The 19,803-nt window shown below is 62.2% G+C and carries 20 protein-coding genes; all 20 read left to right on the plus strand.

The features are described 5' to 3' along the window. The first annotated feature begins 6 nt into the window (after nt 1-6). Nucleotides 7-564 (plus strand): hypothetical protein, encoded by a 558-nt coding sequence (locus J3489_RS19460; RefSeq protein ID WP_207000719.1) that lies wholly within the window; start codon nt 7-9, stop codon nt 562-564. A 78-nt stretch (nt 565-642) separates the two neighbouring features. After that, nucleotides 643-1,263: a terminase small subunit gene (locus J3489_RS19465; RefSeq protein WP_207000721.1), complete on the plus strand. Its 621-nt coding sequence runs from the start codon at nt 643-645 to the stop codon at nt 1,261-1,263. Then, nucleotides 1,211-2,473 carry a DNA-packaging protein gene (locus tag J3489_RS19470; protein ID WP_207000724.1) on the plus strand — a complete coding sequence of 421 codons (1,263 nt, stop codon included), beginning with the start codon at nt 1,211-1,213 and terminating at the stop codon, nt 2,471-2,473. Before J3489_RS19465 ends, J3489_RS19470 begins: the two co-directional genes overlap by 53 nt. 9 nt (nt 2,474-2,482) lie before the next feature. Beyond that, nucleotides 2,483-2,779, plus strand: a complete 297-nt coding sequence (locus tag J3489_RS19475; protein ID WP_207000726.1) for a hypothetical protein — start codon at nt 2,483-2,485, stop codon at nt 2,777-2,779. Nucleotides 2,780-2,830: 51 nt separating this feature from the next. After that, the gene (locus J3489_RS19480) at nt 2,831-5,200 is read left to right on the plus strand and encodes a phage portal protein (protein ID WP_207000728.1); all 2,370 of its coding nucleotides are present in this window, start codon (nt 2,831-2,833) and stop codon (nt 5,198-5,200) included. 9 nt (nt 5,201-5,209) lie between these two features. Next, nucleotides 5,210-7,027: a DUF6582 domain-containing protein gene (locus J3489_RS19485; RefSeq protein ID WP_207000730.1), complete on the plus strand. Its 1,818-nt coding sequence runs from the start codon at nt 5,210-5,212 to the stop codon at nt 7,025-7,027. A 112-nt stretch (nt 7,028-7,139) separates the two neighbouring features. Continuing rightward, nucleotides 7,140-8,615, plus strand: coding sequence for a hypothetical protein (locus tag J3489_RS19490; RefSeq protein WP_207000731.1), 1,476 nt, complete (start codon nt 7,140-7,142; stop codon nt 8,613-8,615). Nucleotides 8,616-8,689: 74 nt separating this feature from the next. Then, nucleotides 8,690-8,902, plus strand: coding sequence for a hypothetical protein (locus J3489_RS19495; protein WP_207000733.1), 213 nt, complete (start codon nt 8,690-8,692; stop codon nt 8,900-8,902). Nucleotide 8,903: 1 nt separating this feature from the next. Further along, nucleotides 8,904-9,500: a head-tail connector protein gene (locus tag J3489_RS19500; RefSeq protein WP_207000735.1), complete on the plus strand. Its 597-nt coding sequence runs from the start codon at nt 8,904-8,906 to the stop codon at nt 9,498-9,500. Beyond that, entirely contained in the window at nt 9,497-9,982 is a 486-nt protein-coding gene (locus J3489_RS19505) for a hypothetical protein (protein ID WP_207000738.1), read from the plus strand. The genes J3489_RS19500 and J3489_RS19505 overlap by 4 nt, the downstream gene beginning before the upstream one ends. Further along, nucleotides 9,979-10,404 (plus strand): hypothetical protein, encoded by a 426-nt coding sequence (locus J3489_RS19510; RefSeq protein ID WP_207000739.1) that lies wholly within the window; start codon nt 9,979-9,981, stop codon nt 10,402-10,404. Before J3489_RS19505 ends, J3489_RS19510 begins: the two co-directional genes overlap by 4 nt. 8 nt (nt 10,405-10,412) lie before the next feature. Then, nucleotides 10,413-10,616 (plus strand): hypothetical protein, encoded by a 204-nt coding sequence (locus tag J3489_RS19515; RefSeq protein ID WP_207000741.1) that lies wholly within the window; start codon nt 10,413-10,415, stop codon nt 10,614-10,616. Nucleotides 10,617-10,628: 12 nt separating this feature from the next. Beyond that, nucleotides 10,629-11,381, plus strand: coding sequence for a hypothetical protein (locus J3489_RS19520; protein WP_207000742.1), 753 nt, complete (start codon nt 10,629-10,631; stop codon nt 11,379-11,381). Continuing rightward, nucleotides 11,381-11,674 (plus strand): hypothetical protein, encoded by a 294-nt coding sequence (locus tag J3489_RS19525; RefSeq protein WP_207000744.1) that lies wholly within the window; start codon nt 11,381-11,383, stop codon nt 11,672-11,674. The genes J3489_RS19520 and J3489_RS19525 overlap by 1 nt, the downstream gene beginning before the upstream one ends. Next, a complete protein-coding gene (locus tag J3489_RS19530) occupies nt 11,671-11,982 on the plus strand; it encodes a hypothetical protein (RefSeq protein WP_207000746.1) in 312 nt (103 codons plus the stop codon). The genes J3489_RS19525 and J3489_RS19530 overlap by 4 nt, the downstream gene beginning before the upstream one ends. Before the next feature lie 232 nt (nt 11,983-12,214). Then, nucleotides 12,215-14,914, plus strand: coding sequence for a hypothetical protein (locus tag J3489_RS19535; protein ID WP_207000748.1), 2,700 nt, complete (start codon nt 12,215-12,217; stop codon nt 14,912-14,914). A gap of 3 nt (nt 14,915-14,917) precedes the next feature. Then, entirely contained in the window at nt 14,918-15,526 is a 609-nt protein-coding gene (locus J3489_RS19540) for a DUF2460 domain-containing protein (RefSeq protein WP_207000750.1), read from the plus strand. After that, complete coding sequence (locus tag J3489_RS19545) at nt 15,523-16,413, plus strand: phage/gene transfer agent baseplate hub protein (protein ID WP_207000752.1); 891 nt, start codon at nt 15,523-15,525, stop codon at nt 16,411-16,413. Before J3489_RS19540 ends, J3489_RS19545 begins: the two co-directional genes overlap by 4 nt. Then, entirely contained in the window at nt 16,410-16,832 is a 423-nt protein-coding gene (locus tag J3489_RS19550; protein ID WP_207000753.1) for a hypothetical protein, read from the plus strand. Before J3489_RS19545 ends, J3489_RS19550 begins: the two co-directional genes overlap by 4 nt. A gap of 46 nt (nt 16,833-16,878) precedes the next feature. Next, nucleotides 16,879-19,803, plus strand: coding sequence for a phage tail protein (locus tag J3489_RS19555; RefSeq protein ID WP_207000754.1), 2,925 nt, complete (start codon nt 16,879-16,881; stop codon nt 19,801-19,803).

Raw genomic sequence — 19,803 nt, forward strand, 5'->3', positions numbered from 1 at the left:
ATCACAATGGACGAGTCGAAAAGCATCGCGCATAAGCACGACATGAACCACTACGGCCAGTCGAGCTACCCGGATGGCCTGGTGCCGTGGCACGATGCGCAGGCGCCAGACATCGAAGGTGGTCATTCGGTGGGGAGACTCCGCAGCTGCGGCTACTGCGGTTCCATGCATCCGGCCGACGTCGCCGCGGCGATCCGCGCTGGCGCGAGGGGCCATTGGGCCGACTTCAAGTACGGCTGGCCGCACAAAGCGTATTTCGACGGCATCCCGAATCCGCATGAAGGTATGCGCGAAATCCGTTCTTCGGCCAATTTCAAACCCGATGGAGAGGGCTGGGAATCTGTGTTGGAACCTCAGTACGACCAGCGCACCGGCGAGCGTCTTCCTGATCGCGAACGGTGGGTGCGGTACTCGACCGCCGCCGCCACGACGCACGGCAAGTTCTACACCGTCCATCTGCAGGACGCCTCACCAGAGGATCGCGCGACGATCGAGCAGCATCTAGGCCTGTCGTTCGAATTCACGGACGACGGCGGCGTGCGCTGGAAGCCGGTCAATCCCTGATCCCATCGAAACCCTTCCCCCTTCACTCTGTTTCCAGCCGCAATAGGTGCTGAAAACACATAAAAGTGTGTGGTCACCATGAAGAAACTCACGAAAAAGCAGGCAGTTTTCGTCGAGGAATATCTGGTCGACCTCAACGCGACCCAAGCGGCCATCCGTGCGGGCTACAGCGCTAAGACGGCCGACAAGATCGCCACGCAACTGCTAGGGAAAACTTTAGTCGCCGAAGCGATCGCTGCCCGCATGAAAGATCGCGAGGCGCGCACTCAGATCACGCAGGACAAAGTGCTGCGCGAAATCGCCCGCATTGCGCTGGCTGATCCGCGCAAGGTGATGACTTGGGGACCGAAAGGCGTCGACCTCGTAGCGTGCGATCAGCTGTCGGAAGACGACGCGGCGATCATCGGTGAGGTTTCTGAAAGCTTCACCGAGAACGGTCGCACGCTGAAGGTGAAGCTGAACGACAAGCTCCGCGCGCTCGACATGCTGGGTCGTCACCTTGGCCTGTTCAAGGAAAAGATCGAGTTGAGCGGAACGGTCAAGACTCAACCTGTGCCAGCTGACCTGTCGCAACTCTCCGACGATGAACTCCAATCCATTGCTTCAATTGCTCTCAAGCTCGCCGCAACTAGCGGCGGAGCTGGCGATGGCGGAGCTGGAGAGGCGTCGGCGGGACTGGTACCGAATAGCACGACCTAATCAGCTTGCGCCTGACGGCGACTGGTATGTCTGGCTGATCCTGGCCGGGCGCGGGTTCGGCAAGACGCGCACCGGTGCCGAGTGGATCCGCCAGCAGGTCAAGCGTTACCAGTTCTGCAACCTGATCGGCGCGACTAGCGACGACGCCCGCGACATCATGATCGAGGGCGAGAGCGGAATTCTCGCTGTCTGCCCGCAGGGTGAGCGCCCTCTATATAAGAAGAGCGAGCGCAAACTGCTGTGGCCGAATGGCGCGGTCAGCCTGATCTTCACGGCTGACGAACCGGAGCGTCTACGCGGCAAGCAGCACATGAAGCTGTGGGCCGACGAACTCGGCTCGTGGCGTTACCCGGAAGCGTGGGATCAGGCGATGTTCGGTCTGCGCCTGGGCGACAACCCGCAGGCGGTGGTTACCACCACACCACGCCCGACGAAGCTGATCCGCGAACTTGTCAAGGCCGACGGCACCGTCGTCACGCGCGGCTCGACGTACGACAACCAGCAGAATCTGGCACCGTCGTTCTTCAAGCAGATCATCACCAAGTATGAGGGCACTCGCCTCGGGCGTCAGGAGCTGAACGCCGAGCTGCTAGAGGACAACCCGAACGCGCTGTGGACGCTATCGCAGATTGACGCCGCCCGCGTCAAGGTAGCGCCTCCATTGCTGCGCGTCGTGGTAGCCATCGACCCGGCTGTCACGAGCAACGAAGACAGCGACGAAAGCGGGATCGTGATCGCGGGTCTCGGTACCGACCAGCACTACTACGTGCTAGACGACGTTTCACTGATCGCCAAGCCGAGCGAGTGGGCGCGTGCTGGCGTGAAGGCATACCACGACCGCAAGGCCGATCGGATCGTCGCGGAAGTGAACAACGGCGGCGATCTAGTTGAGACAGTCATCCGGACGGTCGATACAAACGTCGCTTACCGAAAGGTCACCGCGACGCGCGGTAAGCTGATTCGCGCCGAACCTGTCAGCGCGTTGTACGAACAGGGGCGCGTTCATCACGTCGGCACGTTCTCGAAGCTCGAAGACCAGATGTGCGACTTCAACCCGATCACGTCTACGAAGTCGCCAGACCGCATGGACGCGCTGGTATGGGCGATCACCGACCTGAGCGACACAACTGGCCTGGGTCTGTTCTCGTGGATGAGCAACGAAGCTGCAGCTGCCGAAGCCGCGAAGAAAGCCGCTACGCAACCTCAATAGGAGCAGGACATGGCAAACGTACTCGTGCACGCGCCGGCCGTCGGCCCGCAATCGCTGAAGGTGAACGGTCGCACCTATTCGACCACGCCCGGCACGCCGCTCTCGGTGCCTGACTTCGACGCGCAGATCCTGTGCGCGAACGGCTGGATCCTGGCGAGCGCCAATCTCGGTGTTGCGACCGGCCCGACGTCCGGCCGCCCGAAGAATCCCCCGCTCAACACGCGCTACCAGGACACGACGGTCGGCTTTGAGGTGATCTGGGACGGCGCGACGTGGCGCCATACGCAATCCGGCACGTCGTCGTAACGACAGAACACGCTGCAAATTATTCCCAGAAATATTCCCGGAGCTTGACCCATGCCATCAGGCGGCACGAAAACCCCGATCGGCAGCAGCGCGGTCCAGGCGGCGTCGGGTCAGCGGCCGAACTATGGCTACTCGGGCGTGACGTACGTCGTCAGGGGCACCGACACCGCATGGATGTCGCCGGGCCCGGGACTCGCGCCGCTTGCCGATCGTCCCCAGGACCAGGCGCGCGGGCGGCAGTTCGACTTCCCGGTCAACGTCAACCTCGTGCCGCGTCCTCGGACGAACGAGGCGGTCACGTTCGAGCAGCTTCGGTCGCTGGCTGACAACTGCGACATCCTTCGCCTGGTGATCGAGAACGAGAAGGACAACCTCGCCAAGCTGAAGTGGAAGATCAAACCGAAGGACGAGAAGAAGCAGCCGGACGACCGGTGCAAGCAGTTGACCGACTTCTTCGCGATGCCGGACAAGGAACACACGTGGGACGAGTGGCTGCGCATGCTGCTCGAGGATCTGTTCGTCATCGACGCGCCGACGCTCTACCCGCTGAAGACGAAGGGTGGCGATGTGATGCCGTCTGGCACCGTCGCCGACTGGTATGGCTTCGAGCCGATGGACGGCGCGACGATCAAGCGCTTCATTCAGCCGAACGGCCGCACGCCGCTGCCGCCTGATCCTGCTTATCAGCAGATCCTGAAGGGAATGCAGGCCGTCGACTACACGCGCGACGAGCTGATCTATCGCCCGCGCAACGTGCGCACGAACAAGATCTACGGCTACAGCCCGGTCGAGCAGATCTTGATGACGGTGAACATCTCAATCCGCCGCGCGCTGAACCAGCTGTCGTACTACACCGAAGGCAATGTGCCCGACCTGCTGTTCGGCGTGCCGGACACGTGGCAGCCAGACCAGATCAAGCAGTTCCAGACGTGGTGGGATTCGCTGACGGCCGGCCAGTCGAAGAAGCAGGGCCGCTTCATTCCAGGCGGCATTGCGCCGCACGACACGAAGCCGCTTGCGCTGAAAGACGAGTACGACGAGTGGCTCGCGCGCGTCATCTGTTACGCGTTCAGCACGCAGCCGACGCCGTTTATCAAAGCAGTGAACCGCGCCACGGCTCAGAACGCCCAGGAAGAAGCCGCGCAGGAAGGCTTGCTGCCGCGCATGAACTGGGTGCGCAACCTGCTGAATTACATCATCTGGAAGTACTTCGGCTTCACTGATCTCGAATTCGATTGGGATCAGGAAGAGTCGATGGATCCGCTGGTCGCGGTCCAGATCCAGGACATCAAGATCAAGAACGGCACGCTGTCTGTCGACGAAGCACGTCAGGACGACGGCACAACACCGATCGGCATGGGCAATGCGGTCTACACCGCGACCGGTCCCGTGTCGATCATGGACTTCGACAAGCAGCAGGAAGAAGAGAAAAAGCAGAACGCCGCGACAGCCGCCGTGATCGCGAACGGCACGCATCCGTCCCAGCAACCACCGCAAGGCGCAGCAGGGGAACCGAATGGCGCGCCGCCCGGCGACAAGCCTGCGGGCGAAGATCCGAAAGGCGAACCGGCGGCTTCTGCTAAGCACGCTCACGCGCACCTCGAAAAAAAAAAGTCCCGCGTGACCGGTACTGATCCGCACAGCAAGTGGGCAGCGGCTGGCACGAAGGTGCTGAAGCCGGTGATCGCCAAGTTCCTTGCTGGCCAGGCGCCGAAGATCGCGCAGCAGCTGGCCGCGTCGCTTGGTCTGTCGAAGGCCGAGGACGATCCGAAGAAGAAGATCGACGAGGCGATCGCCAACCTCGACTTCGAGGACTGGCAGGCGCTGCCGCCGCTTCTACAGGACGCGCTGGCCGGCGTCGCTGTCGCCGGCGGCAAGGATGCGCTGAAGCAGCTTGGCGTCTTCGATGACGACGTCGTGAAGTTGATGAGCCAGCGCGCCACCGAGTACGCGCAGTCGCGTGCCGCCGAGATGGTCGGCATGAAGATCGTCGACGGCGAGATGGTTCCGAATCCTGATGCGCGCTGGCAGATCACCGAGGGCACGCGCGACTACGTCCGCAGCACGGTCACGCAGGCCGAGGCGGAAGGCTGGTCGACCGATCAGCTGGCCGAGGCCTTGCAGGACGGATCTGCCTTCTCAGAGGCGCGCGCTGAGACGATCGCCCGGACTGAATCGGCGATGGCCGACGTGAACGGGAATATCGCGGGCTGGGCGGCGAGCGGCGTGGTCGACAAGAAAGAGTGGATCGCGGCGCCTGACTGCTGCGACGAGTGCCAGGACCTCGACGGCGAGATCGTCGACCTCGACGAGCCGTTCTCGGACGGCAGCGATGGTGCACCTGCGCACCCGAACTGCCGCTGCAACGTTCTTCCTGTGCTGTCCGACGAAACCAATGATTCCGGCGACGCCGGTGAATAGGAGCCTGTGATGACGATGAAACTGTTTGCGCGACTGACGAAGGTCGACGAGGAAAAGCGACTGGTGTACGGCCGCGCGACGGAAGAAGTCGTCGACCGCGCCGGCGAGATCATGGACTACGCGTCCAGCAAGCCGTTCTTCGAGAAGTGGTCCGGCGAGATCGCCAAGGCGACGGACGGCAAGTCGCTCGGCAACGTGCGTGCGATGCACGGCAACGTCGCGGCCGGCAAGCTGACCGCGATCGACTTCCTCGACGATGCAAAGGCCATCGATGTGTGCGCCAAGATCGTCGACGACGCCGAGTGGAACAAGGTGCTGGAAGGCGTCTACACCGGCTTCTCGATCGGCGGCTCGTACCACAAGACGTGGACCGACACCGAAGCGAAGGCGCGCCGGTTCACCGCCGATCCGTGCGAGCTGTCGATCGTCGACCTGCCGTGTGTGCCGACCGCGTCGTTCTTCGACATCCAGAAGGCCGACGGCTCGGTGATGCAGAAGGCGTTCAAGCCGGCCGAGGTGACCGCCGACTCGTTCTCCGACGAGGTTGCCGAGCTCGCCAAGAGCGGCGTGCTGACGATGGCCGAGATGCTCGAGGCGATCCGCCTGGCCAAGGCGAAGAAGGACACCGGCAACGACGACGGCAACCCGAAGGGCGAGTACGGCGACGTGGCCTATGCCGACGAAAAGAACAAGAAATACCCGATCGACACGACCGAACACATCCGCGCCGCCTGGAACTACATCCACCAGGAGAAAAACGCCGACGAGTACAGCGCGAGCGAACTGAAGACGATCAAGGACCGGATCATCGCCGCCTGGAAGAAGGAGATCGACAAGGACGGCCCCCCGGAGTCGACCGAAGCCGCGGACAAGACCGTCCAGCCGGTGCTGACGAAGGCTGGCAAGAAAGTCGTGCTCTCCTCGGACAACCTGCGCAAGGTCGGCTTCCTCGCACTGCACAAGGGCATGGACCGGGTTGGCTCGTTCGCCTACCTGTTGAGCTCCGTGCTGTCTTTGCAGCAAGGAAGCGCTGCTGAAGAGGCACGCGAAGGCGACGATTCGACGATGCCTGACGAACTAAAGGCGTGGCTCAAACAAGGCGGTGATCTGCTGTCCGCGATGGTCGCCGAAGAGGTCGAGGAAATGGTCGACGGTGACGGCGTGGTCTGCATGCCCGACTACTACTACTGCGGGTGGGCGGCGATGGCCGAAGGCCTTGAGAAGGAAGCGGTGGCCGCCGGCGGCGAGCGCAAGGAGTTCCTGCATAAAGTCGGCGCGCGTAACTCGAAGGCCGACCAGCAGCGCGTGCAGGACGCGCACGATCTCCTGGCCGAGCTCGGTGCGGGCTGCAATCCTGACAACTACGCCAGCGCGGATGCCGACAAGGCGGCGCACGCCGAGACGCTGAAGAAGCTGACCACGGCTGACGAGTCCCTGAAAAAGCTCACCGGTGACCTGGCCGCGGCGAACGAAGCGCTGGTCAAGGTCGCCGACGAGCGCGACGAGCTCGCGAAGTCGAAGACTGAACTGACCGAGCAGCGCGACGCGCTCCAGAAGAAGCACGACGAACTGACCGTCGAGCGCGACACCCTGCAAAAGAAAGCCGACGAGCAGGCGGCGCTGATCGAGAAGATGAAGGTCGAGCCGGCCGTGCCGAAGGGCGCGCTGCGCGCGATCGAGAAGAGCCACGACCTGATCGTGAATGCAGATCCGGCCGCTGTCGAAGAAGTCGAACCTGTCCGGAAAGCGGATGGCACGATCGACGAGACGGCAACAGCCATCAAGAAAGCCCGGCGCATGGGCGGCGTCGTCGTCCAGCGCGGTTGATCCACTCCAGCAGTCTCCCATCCACCTCTAACCCGCTGACTTAGGTCAGCAACCCGTCACACGCCAGAAGGGCCGCCATTGCGCGGCCCTTTTCTATTTGCGGAGCAGAAAAATGAACGGTCAAACAGTTGCAGAGACGCTGGAGCTGATCAAGGGGCAATACGCCCTGAACAAGACGATCACCACCAGCAACCAGTTGGTGGCCTACGATCTGCAGGCGCCGGCCAAGAACCTCTACCCGGTCGTCACGCCTCTACGGAACAAGATCCCGCGGGTCAAGGGCAACGGCGGCGTCGCCACGAACTGGCGCACGGTGAAGTCGATCGTCGGCTCCGGCTACGATTCGTCGCCATGGATTCCGGAAGGTCAGCGCTCCGGGCGCATGTCGTACAACACCGCAGCGGTCGCGGCGAACTACGTGACGATCGGTGAAGAAGACGCGGTGACGTTCGAAGCCGAACACGCCGGTGAAGGCTTCGAAAACGTGCGCGCGACGATGGCGACTCGTCTCCTCCAGAAGACGATGCTGAAGGAAGAGAACGCCATCCTCGGCGGCAACACCTCGCTGCAGCTCGGCACGCCGTCGGCGCCCACGCTGTCGGCCGCTGGTGCCGGCGCGACGCTGCCGGCTGCCACCTACAGCGTGATCGTCGTGGCGCTCACGCTCGAAGGCTTCATCAACAGCTCGGTCGCCAACGGCGTCGCGACGCAGAAGACGATTACCGGCGCGGACGGTCAGACCTACGTCCTGAACGGTGGCTCGTCGATGAAGTCGGCCAACAACACGCAGGTGATCACGCTCGGCCAGACGCTGTCGGCCACGGAAGCGAACGTCACGGGCGCGATCGCCTACGCCTGGTACGTCGGTACCGCCGGTGCGGAAACGCTGCAGGCGATCACCACGATCAACAGCGCAACGTTCTCGGCACCGCTTGGCGCCGGGCAGGCTGTCTCGGCGATCACTGGCGACATGTCGACCAACGCGCTTGGCTTCGACGGTCTGATGACGACCGCCATGAAGCCGGCGAACAGCGCCTACTACGTGTCGCAGCCGACCGGCACCGCCGGTACCGGCACGCCGCTTACGGCTTCGGGTCGTGGTTCGATCAACGAGATCGACACGATGTTGAAGACGATGTGGGACAACTTCCAGCTCGGCGCAACGGTCCTGTACGTCAACTCGCAAGAGCTGAAGAACATGACCACGAAGGTCCTGACGAACAACAGCGGCCCGCTGCTTCGTTACGACCTGCCGGCCGACGGGAAGCAGCCGTACGGCCTGGTCGCGAACGGCACGATCACGTTCTACTTCAACCCGTTCACGGCTCAGGGTGGCCAGATGATCCCGGTCATGCTGCACCCGAAGGTGCCGCCGGGCACGATCGTCGCATGGTGCGAAGAGCTCCCGCTCTGGTATCAGAACAACAACGTCGGCAACGTTGCGGAGGTCCACTGCCGCAACGACTACTACCAGCTGGACTACCCGCTCACGAAGCGCATGTGGGAATCGGGTGTCTACGCGGAAGAAGTGCTGGCGGTGTATGCGCCGTTCGCGATGGCCATCATCACGAACATCGGCAACGGCTAAGCGGTTTTTGCGAGAGGCAGCAGCGATTGGCCCCGGCTTCGGTCGGGGCCTTTTTTCATTGAGCGGAGACGCAAATGGCAAAGTTCAAAGCGCCGGCAAACTTCGGCGGATTCTCAACGGGCGGCCAGTCGTACAAGGCCGACAAGAAAGGTTTCGTCACGTTGCCCGACGGCTTCCCCGTCGACGTGGCAGCAGCACATGGGCTGATCGCTGCGGACGGCACGCCTGAAGCTGCCGCTGCTGCCGACGAAGTATCGGGCGAACAGACCAGCGGAGCAGGGGCATAGCGTGGCCGCCGGCGATCTCACCACTCTGGCAAACGTCAAGTCATGGCTGGGGAGCGGCACGGCTATCGATGACGCGATCCTGACGCGGATCATCACCTCGTACAGCCAGTACATCCAGACGTGGCTGAACCGCACGATCGCCTCGGCGCCCTACACAGAAAAACGCACCGGCAGCGGTTCGAACACGATGGCGCTTGCGAACTATCCATGCACCGCAGTGAGTTCGCTGACCGTCGGTGGCTTCAGCGTCGCGCCGTCCCCCGACGGCGTGCAGGCCGGCTACGTGTTCGACGACCGGTTCATCTATCTGATCGGCAATGTCGGCTTCGGTCCGTACTTCCCGAACAGCGCACCGAACCAATTTCCGAAGTGGCCGCCGCTGGGTATCCAGATCGCTTACACGGCTGGCTTCGCAGTCACGCCGCCCGAGCTCGAGCAGGCAGTGATCGAGCTGATCGCGCTGCGCTATACCGAGCGCACGCGCATCGGTCAGCAGAGCAAGTCCATTCAGGGCGAGACCGTCTCGTTCATCGTCAAGGACATGCCTGACAGCGTGAAGACGATCCTGCAGAACTACCGTAAGGTCGTGCCCGTATGATCGAAGCCAAGGTCACTGGTGCCGACAAGGTCGTCGCGCAGCTGCGCGCCATCACGCCGCGCGTGCGGACCGCACTCGAACAAAAGATCCAGCGGCTGACGATCCAGCTGCAGCGCAAGGTCGTGGCCGACAAGCTGCAAGGACAGGTGCTGAACGTGCGCACCGGCCGTCTGCAGCGCTCGATCGACCAGGCCATGGTTTCCACTGGCGACGACATCCTCGGCGTCGTCAGCACGAACGTCGTCTATGCGAAGCCGCACGAATATGGCTTCCAGGGCACCGTGACGGTCAAGGCGCACCTGCGCACCATCACGCAGGCCTTCGGCAAGCAGCTGAAGGATCCGGTGCAGGTCAATGTCGGGTCGTACTCGATGAAGATGAACCTGCCGGAAAAGTCGTTCCTGCGCTCGGCGCTGGCCGACATGAGCGACCAGATCACGCAGGGCATCCGTGAGGTAGTGACCGAGGCCAGCAAGCTATGACGCGAGAACCGATCTATCAGGCGCTGTTCGCGAAGCTGCAAACGATCACCGGCGTCAACACGTTCTCGCGCCGCCTCGAGCTCTGGTCGGACGTTCAACCGCCGAACCAGCCTGCGATATTCCAGGCGCAGGTGAAGGAACGGCAGGAGCCGCGCAAGGGCCTTCCGGCGAAGGTCATCCTTGAGGTCAATGTCTATCTCTACGTCTATTCCGGCAACGACATGAACGTCGTGCCGGCGACGCAGCTTAACCAGTTCATGGACGCGATCGAGGCCGCGCTAGCGCCGGATGTCAACGGCGTCCAGACGCTCGGCGGCACGGTTTCCCATTGCTGGATCGAGGGCGAAACGATAACCGACGAGGGCGTTCTCGGCCCGCAGGCGATCGCGATCATCCCGGTCCGCATCCTCGCCAACCACTGAGGTTTCCCATGGAAGACACGAAGACGCTGCCGGAAACGGCGGCGGGCGAAGTCGCGCCCGTTGCTCACGCCGCACCGAACCCGATGCTGGCTCTGATCGACCAGTGGTTCGTCGATCACTTCCACAACGCGATCACCTCGCGCGACACCGAGATTTTCAACTACTGCCAGTCCGCCAAAGAAGAACTGAAGCGGCGCGTGGCAGCACTCTAAGGGGCATCAATCATGGGTCAGTATGCATTCGGTTCCGGTGCTCTTTGGGGCACCGCGTCCGTCGCGAATCCGACGCCGTCGCGCTTTGGCGGCTTGCAGGACGTGCAGTTGGACTTCTCGGCAACGGTGAAGGAACTGTACGGGCAATACACATTTCCGCTGACCGTCGCGCGCGGCACCGTCAAGGTGACCGGGAAGGCCAAGTTTGCGCAGATGCAGGGTCGCTTGCTGAACGATCTGTTCTTCGGCGGCACGTCGGCGACGGGCCAGATCAACGTTTCGGATAACGAAGCCGGCACGATTCCCGGTACGCCGTACCAGGTCACTGTCGCCAACTCGGCAACCTGGACCGTCGATCTCGGCGTGCGCTACACGTTGACCGGTATCCCGCTCACGCGCGTGGCAGCGGCGCCGGCTACCGGCCAGTATTCGGTGGCTGCTGGTGTCTACACGTTCGCCGCGGCGGATACGGGTCTGGGCGTGCTGATCAGCTACGAGTACACGGTCGCCGCCACGGGCCAGACGATCACGGTCGGCAACCCGCTGCTTGGCGTGGCGCCGCAGTTCAAGCCGGTGCTCAAGCAGATCTACACGAACCCGGCGGGTGTGTCGCAGCAGCTGACGCTGTCGATGAACGCGGCGACGTCGAGCAAGCTGTCCATGGCGACGAAGTTGGAAGACTTCATGCAGCCGGAGCTCGACTTCGCTTGCTACTGCGATGCATCGAACACGCTGTGCACGCTCAGTCTGGCCGAGGTGAACTAATGGATCTTCGCAAGCTCGTGTATCAAAACGTGGCCTGCGGCGTGCCGCCTGAAAAGGTGGCACGCGATCTCGGCATCAGCGAGGAGCACGCAAAGGACATGTTCGACGAGGTCGGCTTGAAGCTTGCCGGCCATCAGGTGTTCGAGGCGATGCCGTATCTCGCGTGCCAGAAGCCGATCGACGCGCTCCAGAACCGCAAGACACTCCTTCCCATCCTCGAGACGCTGGATCTCGACGCACCTGCGCTCGCGAAGCTGGTCCGCGTGCGCACCGCGCAAACCAAACAGGTATGACGATGATCGACGGACCGAAACTCACAATCGGAGACCGAGAATTCACGGTCGCGCCCGCGACGATCGGCGCGGTCAAGCGCCAGATGGCCGGATACAGGGATCACCCTGTCGGCGATCCGGCGCGCTTCGACGTATCGATGCAGTTCATCCTCGAGACGCTGCAGCGCAACCATCCGGATCTCGACATGGAGTTCCTCGATCAGTGGCTCGACATGCGCAATCTGTCGAGCGTCATGCAGACGATCCAGTCCGCGTCCGGCTTTGAGACGAAGAAGGACGACGCGCCGGGGGAAACGCCGGCGGCATAGATTGGGATGAGGTCTACGACGATCTGTGCCGCACCTACCAGTGGACGTGGGAATACATCGATGACCACGTCACCCTGATTCAACTGAAGGCCATCTGGAAGCGGTGGAAGAAATGGCCGCCGCTGCACATGATGGTCGGCATCTACCTCGGCTACGGCAAGGAACCTGTCGCTGCCGAGCAGAACGTTCCACTTGACGGACTCTTTCAGGCGCTCGCGGGCGAAGGCATGTAATGGCACAGGACGGCGACAAGATTGAGGTTCAGCTAGGCGCGAACGTCGCGCAGCTGGAATCCGGCATGGAAGCAGGTGCGTCCGCCGTCGACGCCGGCACGCAGCGAATGATCGAGCTGCTCGAGAAGCTGGTCGCCGCGAGCACTGCTTCGACCGAGGAGATCGTCGCGAACGAGCAGAAGCTGGCTGCTGCCATCGAGGAGTCGTCTGAGGAGTCGGCTTCCTCGATGGCGCGGATGACCGAACGCATTCGCGAAAGCACGGCCGAGGCGAAGGAGTCGCTAGAGGGCTTCGCGAACGGCATCAAGGGCATCCAGGGTGCATTCGCGCTGCTCGCCGAGGTTGCCATGCTCGGCTTCGTCGGCGAGAAGATCGCGGACCTAGGAAAGGAGTTCGCCGAGTTCGGTGAGCAGACCGAGATCGCCTCAAAAAAGAGCGGACTGTCGACGTCCGCCATTCAGGAGCTGGACTTCGCCGCGAAGATGACCGGCGTGTCGGCTGAGGGCATGAACCAGGCGATGATGCGCCTCTCGCGCTCGATGGCGAACGCGCAACAGGGGTCCGCACAGGCTGAGCAGGCCTTCAAGTCGGTCGGTCTTTCAGCCGAGCAGCTGAAGGACATGTCGATCGACCAGGTGCTGGCCAAGGTTGCGGATGCGTTTTCCACTACGGAAGACGGTGCCACGAAGTCGGCAATCGCGATGCAGCTGTTCGGGCGCGCCGGCACGGAGATGATCCCACTGCTCGACAAGGGCTCTGCGGGAATCGAGGAGTTGCGGAAGAAGGCGCAGGAGCTCGGCATCGTCATGGGTGGCGACGACATCGAGGCGGCCGTCAAACTGAACGAGCAGTTCAAGGAAATGGACGCGCAGATGGCAGCGGTCAAGCTGCGCGCCGGATCTGAACTCGCGCCGGCGCTGGCCAGCATCGCCGAAGCGTTCGCCGCGACGGCCGAGAAAGGCGGCGTGCTCGACACGCTGTTCGTCGGTCTAGGTATCGCGATGAAGGCGCTGGTCACGGTCGGCGTAGAACTCATGGCGACGTTCGATGTCGTGGCCGAGGTGATCGCGACCGCTGCCGTCACTGCTAGCGCAGTGGCACATGGAGACTTCAAGCTCGCCGCTGCCGAGATCGAGGTCGGGCTCGACAAGATCGAAGGCGCGGCGGACCGTGCGCAGGAGGCGCTGGACAAGCTCTGGGCGTCCGAAGAGAAGGGCAGTCAGATCGACATTGGGGAAAGCGGCGGCGGCGAGGATGGCTGGGGCGAAAAGGGCCAACTGAAGCTCGGCTCGACTAAGAAAAGCAGCGGCGCGGGGAAGACCCAACTGTGGAAAGAAGAGCTTCAGGAACAGGAAGAAGCGTCCGGCCAGTTCTTCAAGAACAACCTCGCCGACGAGGACACCTTCTGGACTGAGAAGCTGGCCAGTCTGCAGAAGGGTTCGAAGGACTATCTCGCGGTCTATCACGAACTGTTCGCGGTCAAGAAGCAGGAGGCGCAGCAGGATCTCGCCGACTCCGTTGCCGCGACCAAGACCGAATATGACGAGGCGCGCCAGGGCAGTCTCGAACGCGTGAACCTCGCGAACGACATTGCGCAGAAGATCGGACAGGCCTACGGCTTCGAGTCGCGCGAGTATCAGTCCGCTCTTCAGCAGGAGCGCAAAGCGGCGCAGGAGTGGGCGAAGGACCAGACCAAGCAGCTCGACGATCAGATCGTGCAGCAGCAGAAGGCCGCGCTCGACGAGATCGCGGTCAAAGAGCAGGCCGATAAGAACAAGCTCGCGCGCGGCGAGGAATCGGCTGCGCAGGAAATCGCCCAACTTCTGAATCTAGAAAACCAGAAGTTCGCGATCGAGATGAAGGCGTTCGACGACGAGCTGGCCCTCTACGCTGATGACGAGCAGCAGTACCGCAAGACGCTCGATGCGAAACTGGCGGCGACGCAAAAGCATGCTCTGGAAGTCTCGAAGCTCCAGGAGCAGTCTGCTGATGCGACGCAGAAGGCGTGGCAGAAGGCGTTCTCGCCGATCTCTGCAGCGTTCACCACGTCCGTCAATGGCATGATCCAGGGCACCACGACGTGGCAGTCAGCCATAGCGAAGATGGCTGACTCCGTGCTCGCGAAGTTCATCGACATGGGTGTCCAGATGGTGACCCGGTGGGCGGCCAACGAAGCCGCGCGCGTTGCCGCAACCCAGGCAGGCTCGGCAGTATTACAAGCGCTCGGTCTTGAGGACATGATCGCGGCGCGCACGACGACGACCACCGAGGTGGTCGGTGATATTGCGGCGCAGGCTGCGGCTGCGGCTGCTGGGGCATATGCGGCGACAGCGGCGATTCCAATCGTTGGGCCGGGGCTGGCACCCGCCGCGGCGACGGAAGCCTACGCAAACGTGATGGCGTTCGAAGGCTTGGCTTCGGCAGCCGGCGGTTATTACCAGGTGCCTGACGACATGCTCGCCAACATCCACAAGGATGAAATGGTTTTGCCTGCATGGGCGGCCCAGGGCATGCGCGGAATACTGCAGGGCAATCCGCCTTCCGCCGCTGCGCCAGGATCGGCTTCCTCGGGTTCGGCCGGCGACATCCATGTCCACATCAACGCGGTGGACTCCGACAGCGTACGTCGTCTGTTCGTGAACAACAGCGACGCGGTGCATGCGGCCGTCAAGCAGGCATTGCGCAATAACCAACGATAACCCATGTCCAATAACGTCTTCCCGACCCTCGCCGGGCTGGGGTGGTCGTTCGTCCGCACTCCCATCTGGAGCACGTTGATACAGAAGACCCAATCGGGTCGGGAGTTGCGGATCGCGAACATGGCAAATCCGCTCTACAAGTGGTCGCTGACGTTCGACGTGTTGCGCAACTCGGGGGGATTCACCGAGCTGCAAACGCTGATGGCGTTCTTCAATGCGCGGCAGGGCTCGTACGACTCATTCCTGTTTCAGGATCCGGATGACAACTTCGTCACGGCTCAACAGATCGGAACGGGCGACGGTTCGACCACGACGTTCACCGTCCTCAAGTCGTTCGGCGGCTTCATCGAGCCGGTCATTTACTTCAACCCGAGCCCAGCGCCGCTGGTGTACCTGAATGGAGTCTCGCTGTCGCAGCCGGGCAACTGGTCGATGTCGAATGACCCGGGGACGATCACTTTCACGGCTGCACCAGGCGCTGGCGTGGCGATCACAGCGACCTACGGCTACTACTACCGCTGCCGGTTTCTGGCCGATACGTGCGACTTCGACAAGTTCATGAGCGGCCTGTGGCAGGTGCAGAAGCTCGAGTTCCAGAGTCTGAAGCCATGAAGAACATCTCCGGGGCACTCCTGACATTCCTCAACTCGAACACGGAATTCGTCTTTGCTGAACTGTATTCGTTCGCGCTGCTGAGCGGCACAACGCTTTACTACACGTCGGCCGACATCAACATCACGTACGGCGGCAACACCTATACCGCGCTCGGGCCAAAGCTCATGCGCGACAAGGTCAAGGTGATGGTCGGCGTGCAGGTCGACCAGCTCGACGTCACTGTGTATCCGGATATCACCGACACGGTGCTCGGGCAGCCGTTTCTGGCCGCGATTGCGACCGGCGTGTTCGACGGCTGCTGGGTGACGGTGCAGCGTCTCTTTATGAGCGCGTGGCAGCCGCAGCCAAGCGTTCAGGTCGGTGCCGTGAACGTGTTCTCTGGAAGCGTCTCGGACTGCCAGATTGGGCGCAGCAGCGGGAAGATGACGATCAAGTCGCCGCTCGAGCTGCTGAACATCTACATGCCGCGCAACATGTATCAGCCGAGCTGTTACCACGCGCTGTACGACAGTGGCTGCACATTGAGCAAGGGCCCGTTCAGCACGGGTGCATCGGTAATTGGTCCGGTTTCCCCGACGCCCCTGATCACGTTCTACACGAACCTGACCAACATTGTGGGCGCTGGCGACGGCTACTACGCGCTCGGCGTGATCACCTTCAACTCGGGGGTGAATTCCGGTATCGCAAGAATGGTGACCGGGTACACGGTCAGCAGGGGCACCGTGACCGTTGCCTATCCATTCCCGGCCGCGCCTGCGATCGGTGACACGTTCACGATCTCTCCCGGTTGCGATCATTCCCAGAGCACCTGCCAGAACAAGTTCAACAATCTCGCGAACTTCGGCGGCTTCCCCTACATCCCGGTTCCGGAAACGAGCGCATGAGCACACGCGACGAGGTGATCGACATCGCACGCACATGGCTGCGTACGCCATATCGGCACGAAGGAAGGGTGAAGGGCGCCGGGGTGGATTGCGCGATGTTGCTGTGCGAGGTCTACCACGAAGCGGGCCTGATTCCGTACATCGACCCGCGGCCATATCCGCAGGACTGGGCGTTGCACCGAAGCAAAGAGCGGTATCTGGGCTGGGTCGAGAAGTTCGGTCACGAAGTAGCGGTACCGCAGCGCGGCGATCTCGCGCTGTACCGCTTCGGCCGCTGCTATTCGCATGGCGTGATCGTCATCGACTGGCCCGGGGAAATCATCCATTCGTACCGGGATCTGGGCGTGCTGCTTGACCGCGGCGATGCAGGTTATCTGATGGACCGGCAGGTCAGGTTCTTCACTCTTTGGGAGGCGTAGCGTGGGCGGTCTTTTCGGAGGAGGCAAAGCCCCGCAGCCACAGCAGGTGGCAGCTGCGACCGCAATCCGTGTCCAGACCTCGCAATATGCCCGCCCGATTCCGATCGTCTACGGGACGAACCGCGTCACCGGAAACATCATCTGGTACGGCAATTTCCAGGCGATCCCGCACAACCAGGCATCGGGAGGCAAGGGCGGCGGTGGCGGTTCTGGTTCAACCTCGTACACGTACACGGCCGCCGTCGCGATCGGTTTGTGTCACGGCACGACCACCGGCATCGGCAAGGTCTGGTCGTCGAACAGCATAACGAATACGCTGGCGCTCGGACTGACCCAGTTCGCCGGAACGCAGCCGCAGACGCCGTGGGGCTACCTGACGACGAACTTCCCGAGTCAGGCGCTCAGCTATGCAAACATCGCGTACGTTGTGCATCCGAACTTCGACCTCGGAAGCAGTCCTTCGCTGCCGAACCTGTCGTTCGAGGTAATCGGCAAGCTGACGGCGGTTGTGGGCGATGTCAGCCCGGAGCAGGTTCTATACGACTACCTGTCGAACTCGATCTACGGCGCCGGGATGAAAACCGCGTGGTTCGGCGACTGGACGCAGTACAACAACTATTGCTTCGCAATGGGTCTGCTGTTCAGTCCGGTCTACGATTCGCAGTCTCAGGCGATGCAGAACGTCAAGGACCTGCTTGATGCGACGAACTCCGCAATCTTCTGGTCCGAAGGCTTGCTGAAGATCGTTCCGTATGGCGACCAGACTGTGACGGGAGACGGCACGACCTTCACCCCAAATGTGACACCGGTCTATGCGTTGAACGATGACAACTTCATCTTCAATGCCGGTCAGGATCCGGTGCAGATCGCGCGGTCTTCGCCGGCGGATGCCTACAACCTCGTCGACGTCGAGTGGTACGACCGGCTGAATTCGTACAATATCTCGATCGCGGAAGCGAAGGACCAGCTCTACATCCAGCAGTATGGTCCGCGCCCGGACAGCACGCGCAGCTATCACTTCATCACGACGCAGGCGGCGGCGCAGGCGGTCGCGCAGTTCATCCTGCAGCGCAACGTCTACATCCGGAACACCTACACATTCACGCTCGGGTGGGTTTTTTGCGCGCTCGAGCCGATGGACATCGTCACGATCACCGATACCCGGATGGGTCTCACGAACCAGCCGGTGCGGATCACGCAGATCGTGGAAAACGAGAACGGCGACCTGACCTTCACCGCTGAAGAGTTTCCGCTTGGCGTAGCGACGCCGGCCCTGTACACGGCGCAAGGCGCGGCAGGCTATCAGCAGAACTACAACGTCTCGGCACCGAACGTGACCGATGCGACTATTTTCGAGCCGCCCGCCCGGCTCACCGGTAATGCGCTGGAGGTCTGGGCGGCGGTTTGCGGCGGCCCAAATTGGGGCGGCTGCGACGTCTGGGTGTCGACGGATAACTCGACGTTCCAGCGAGTCGGGACGATCAATGGCGGCGCACGTATGGGCGTCCTGTCATCGAGCCTGGGCGCGGTGGCCGATCCCGATACGACCAGCACACTGGCCGTCGACTTGACGGAGAGCACTGGCGTGCTGAGTTCCGGTACGCAGGCGGCTGCCGACACCTTCCAGACGCTGTGTCTGGTTGATGGGGAGCTGATCAGCTACGAGACGGCAACGCTGACCGGGACGAGCAAGTACAACCTGACCTACCTGCGCCGCGGTGTGTACGGCACGACGCTCAGCAGCCACAACGCCAACGGAAAATTCGCTCGGCTCGACCAGTCGGTTTTCCAGTACACGTATGCGCAGTCGCTGATCGGCAGCCCGCTCTATCTGAAGTTCGTCTCGTTCAACCAGTACGGAAGTGGTCAGCAATCGCTCGCGACGGTACCGACGTTCACCTACAACCTCACCGGCACGGCGCTGAATGCGCCGCTGCCCAATGTGACGGGTCTGAACACGAACTTCGTCGCCGGGATCATGCAAATCTTCTGGACTCCGGTAACGGACTTCAGGCAGGTCGATTATGAAGTTCGCATGGGTGCAACCTGGGCATCGGGCCATATGGTCACCCGGACACCGCTGACGAATATTCCGACGCAAGGGGATGGCACTTACTGGGTGGCGGCGCATTATCGTACCCCTCTAGGTATCGATATCTACTCGCCAGTCCCTGTCGAGATCGTGCTGGCCGGCACGGTGCTCGTGCAGAACGTGGTCGCCTCTGTCGACGAGATGGCGACGAACCTGCAAGGCACGTTCTCGGGTGGCGCGGCCGCGGTCAACGACCAGATCATTCTTCAAGGCGCCGGAAACATCCTGACCGAGGCGAACGTCCTGACGGTCACGGACATCATTTACTACGGCGGCTTGTCGATGAGCGGCGGCTATGCGTTGCCGCCGGCTCACACGGTCAACGTGGGCCGGTCGGCGTCATGCTCGGTGCGCATGAGCTTCACCGCTTACGGGCAGTCGATCTACGACAACATGCTCACGCAGCCGGACGTCTTGACGATGACCGATGTGCTGGGTGCTGCACTCGGGCAGTTTGTCACGATCACCCCGCAGATCGCGACCGCGCCGGCTAGCGGCGTATTCGGTGCATGGCAGAACTACCAGCCGGGGACTTACAACGGCCAGTACTTCAAGGCGCAACTGCTGATCAGCACGTCCAACCCGCAGGTCACACCGCTTGTGACGGCGCTGACCTTCGCGGTGGACGTCCCGGATCGTGTTGACACCTTCACGAACGTGGCGCTTCCGGCAGCCGGCACGACCATCACCTATGCGACGCCGTTCAATGGCGGTCCGTCAGGCGCATCGACGCCCAACACACAGGTGACGATTCTCAATGCGCAGCAGGGCGACACGGTGGTGGTGACGCCGGGTGGGCTCACGAGCGTAACAGTGCAGGTCTTGAACGGCGGCGTCGGTGTGGCGCGAAACGCCAACGTCTTTTCGCAAGGATACTGA

The organism is Trinickia mobilis (assembly GCF_017315705.1).
GTDB classification, from domain to species: domain Bacteria; phylum Pseudomonadota; class Gammaproteobacteria; order Burkholderiales; family Burkholderiaceae; genus Trinickia_A; species Trinickia_A mobilis.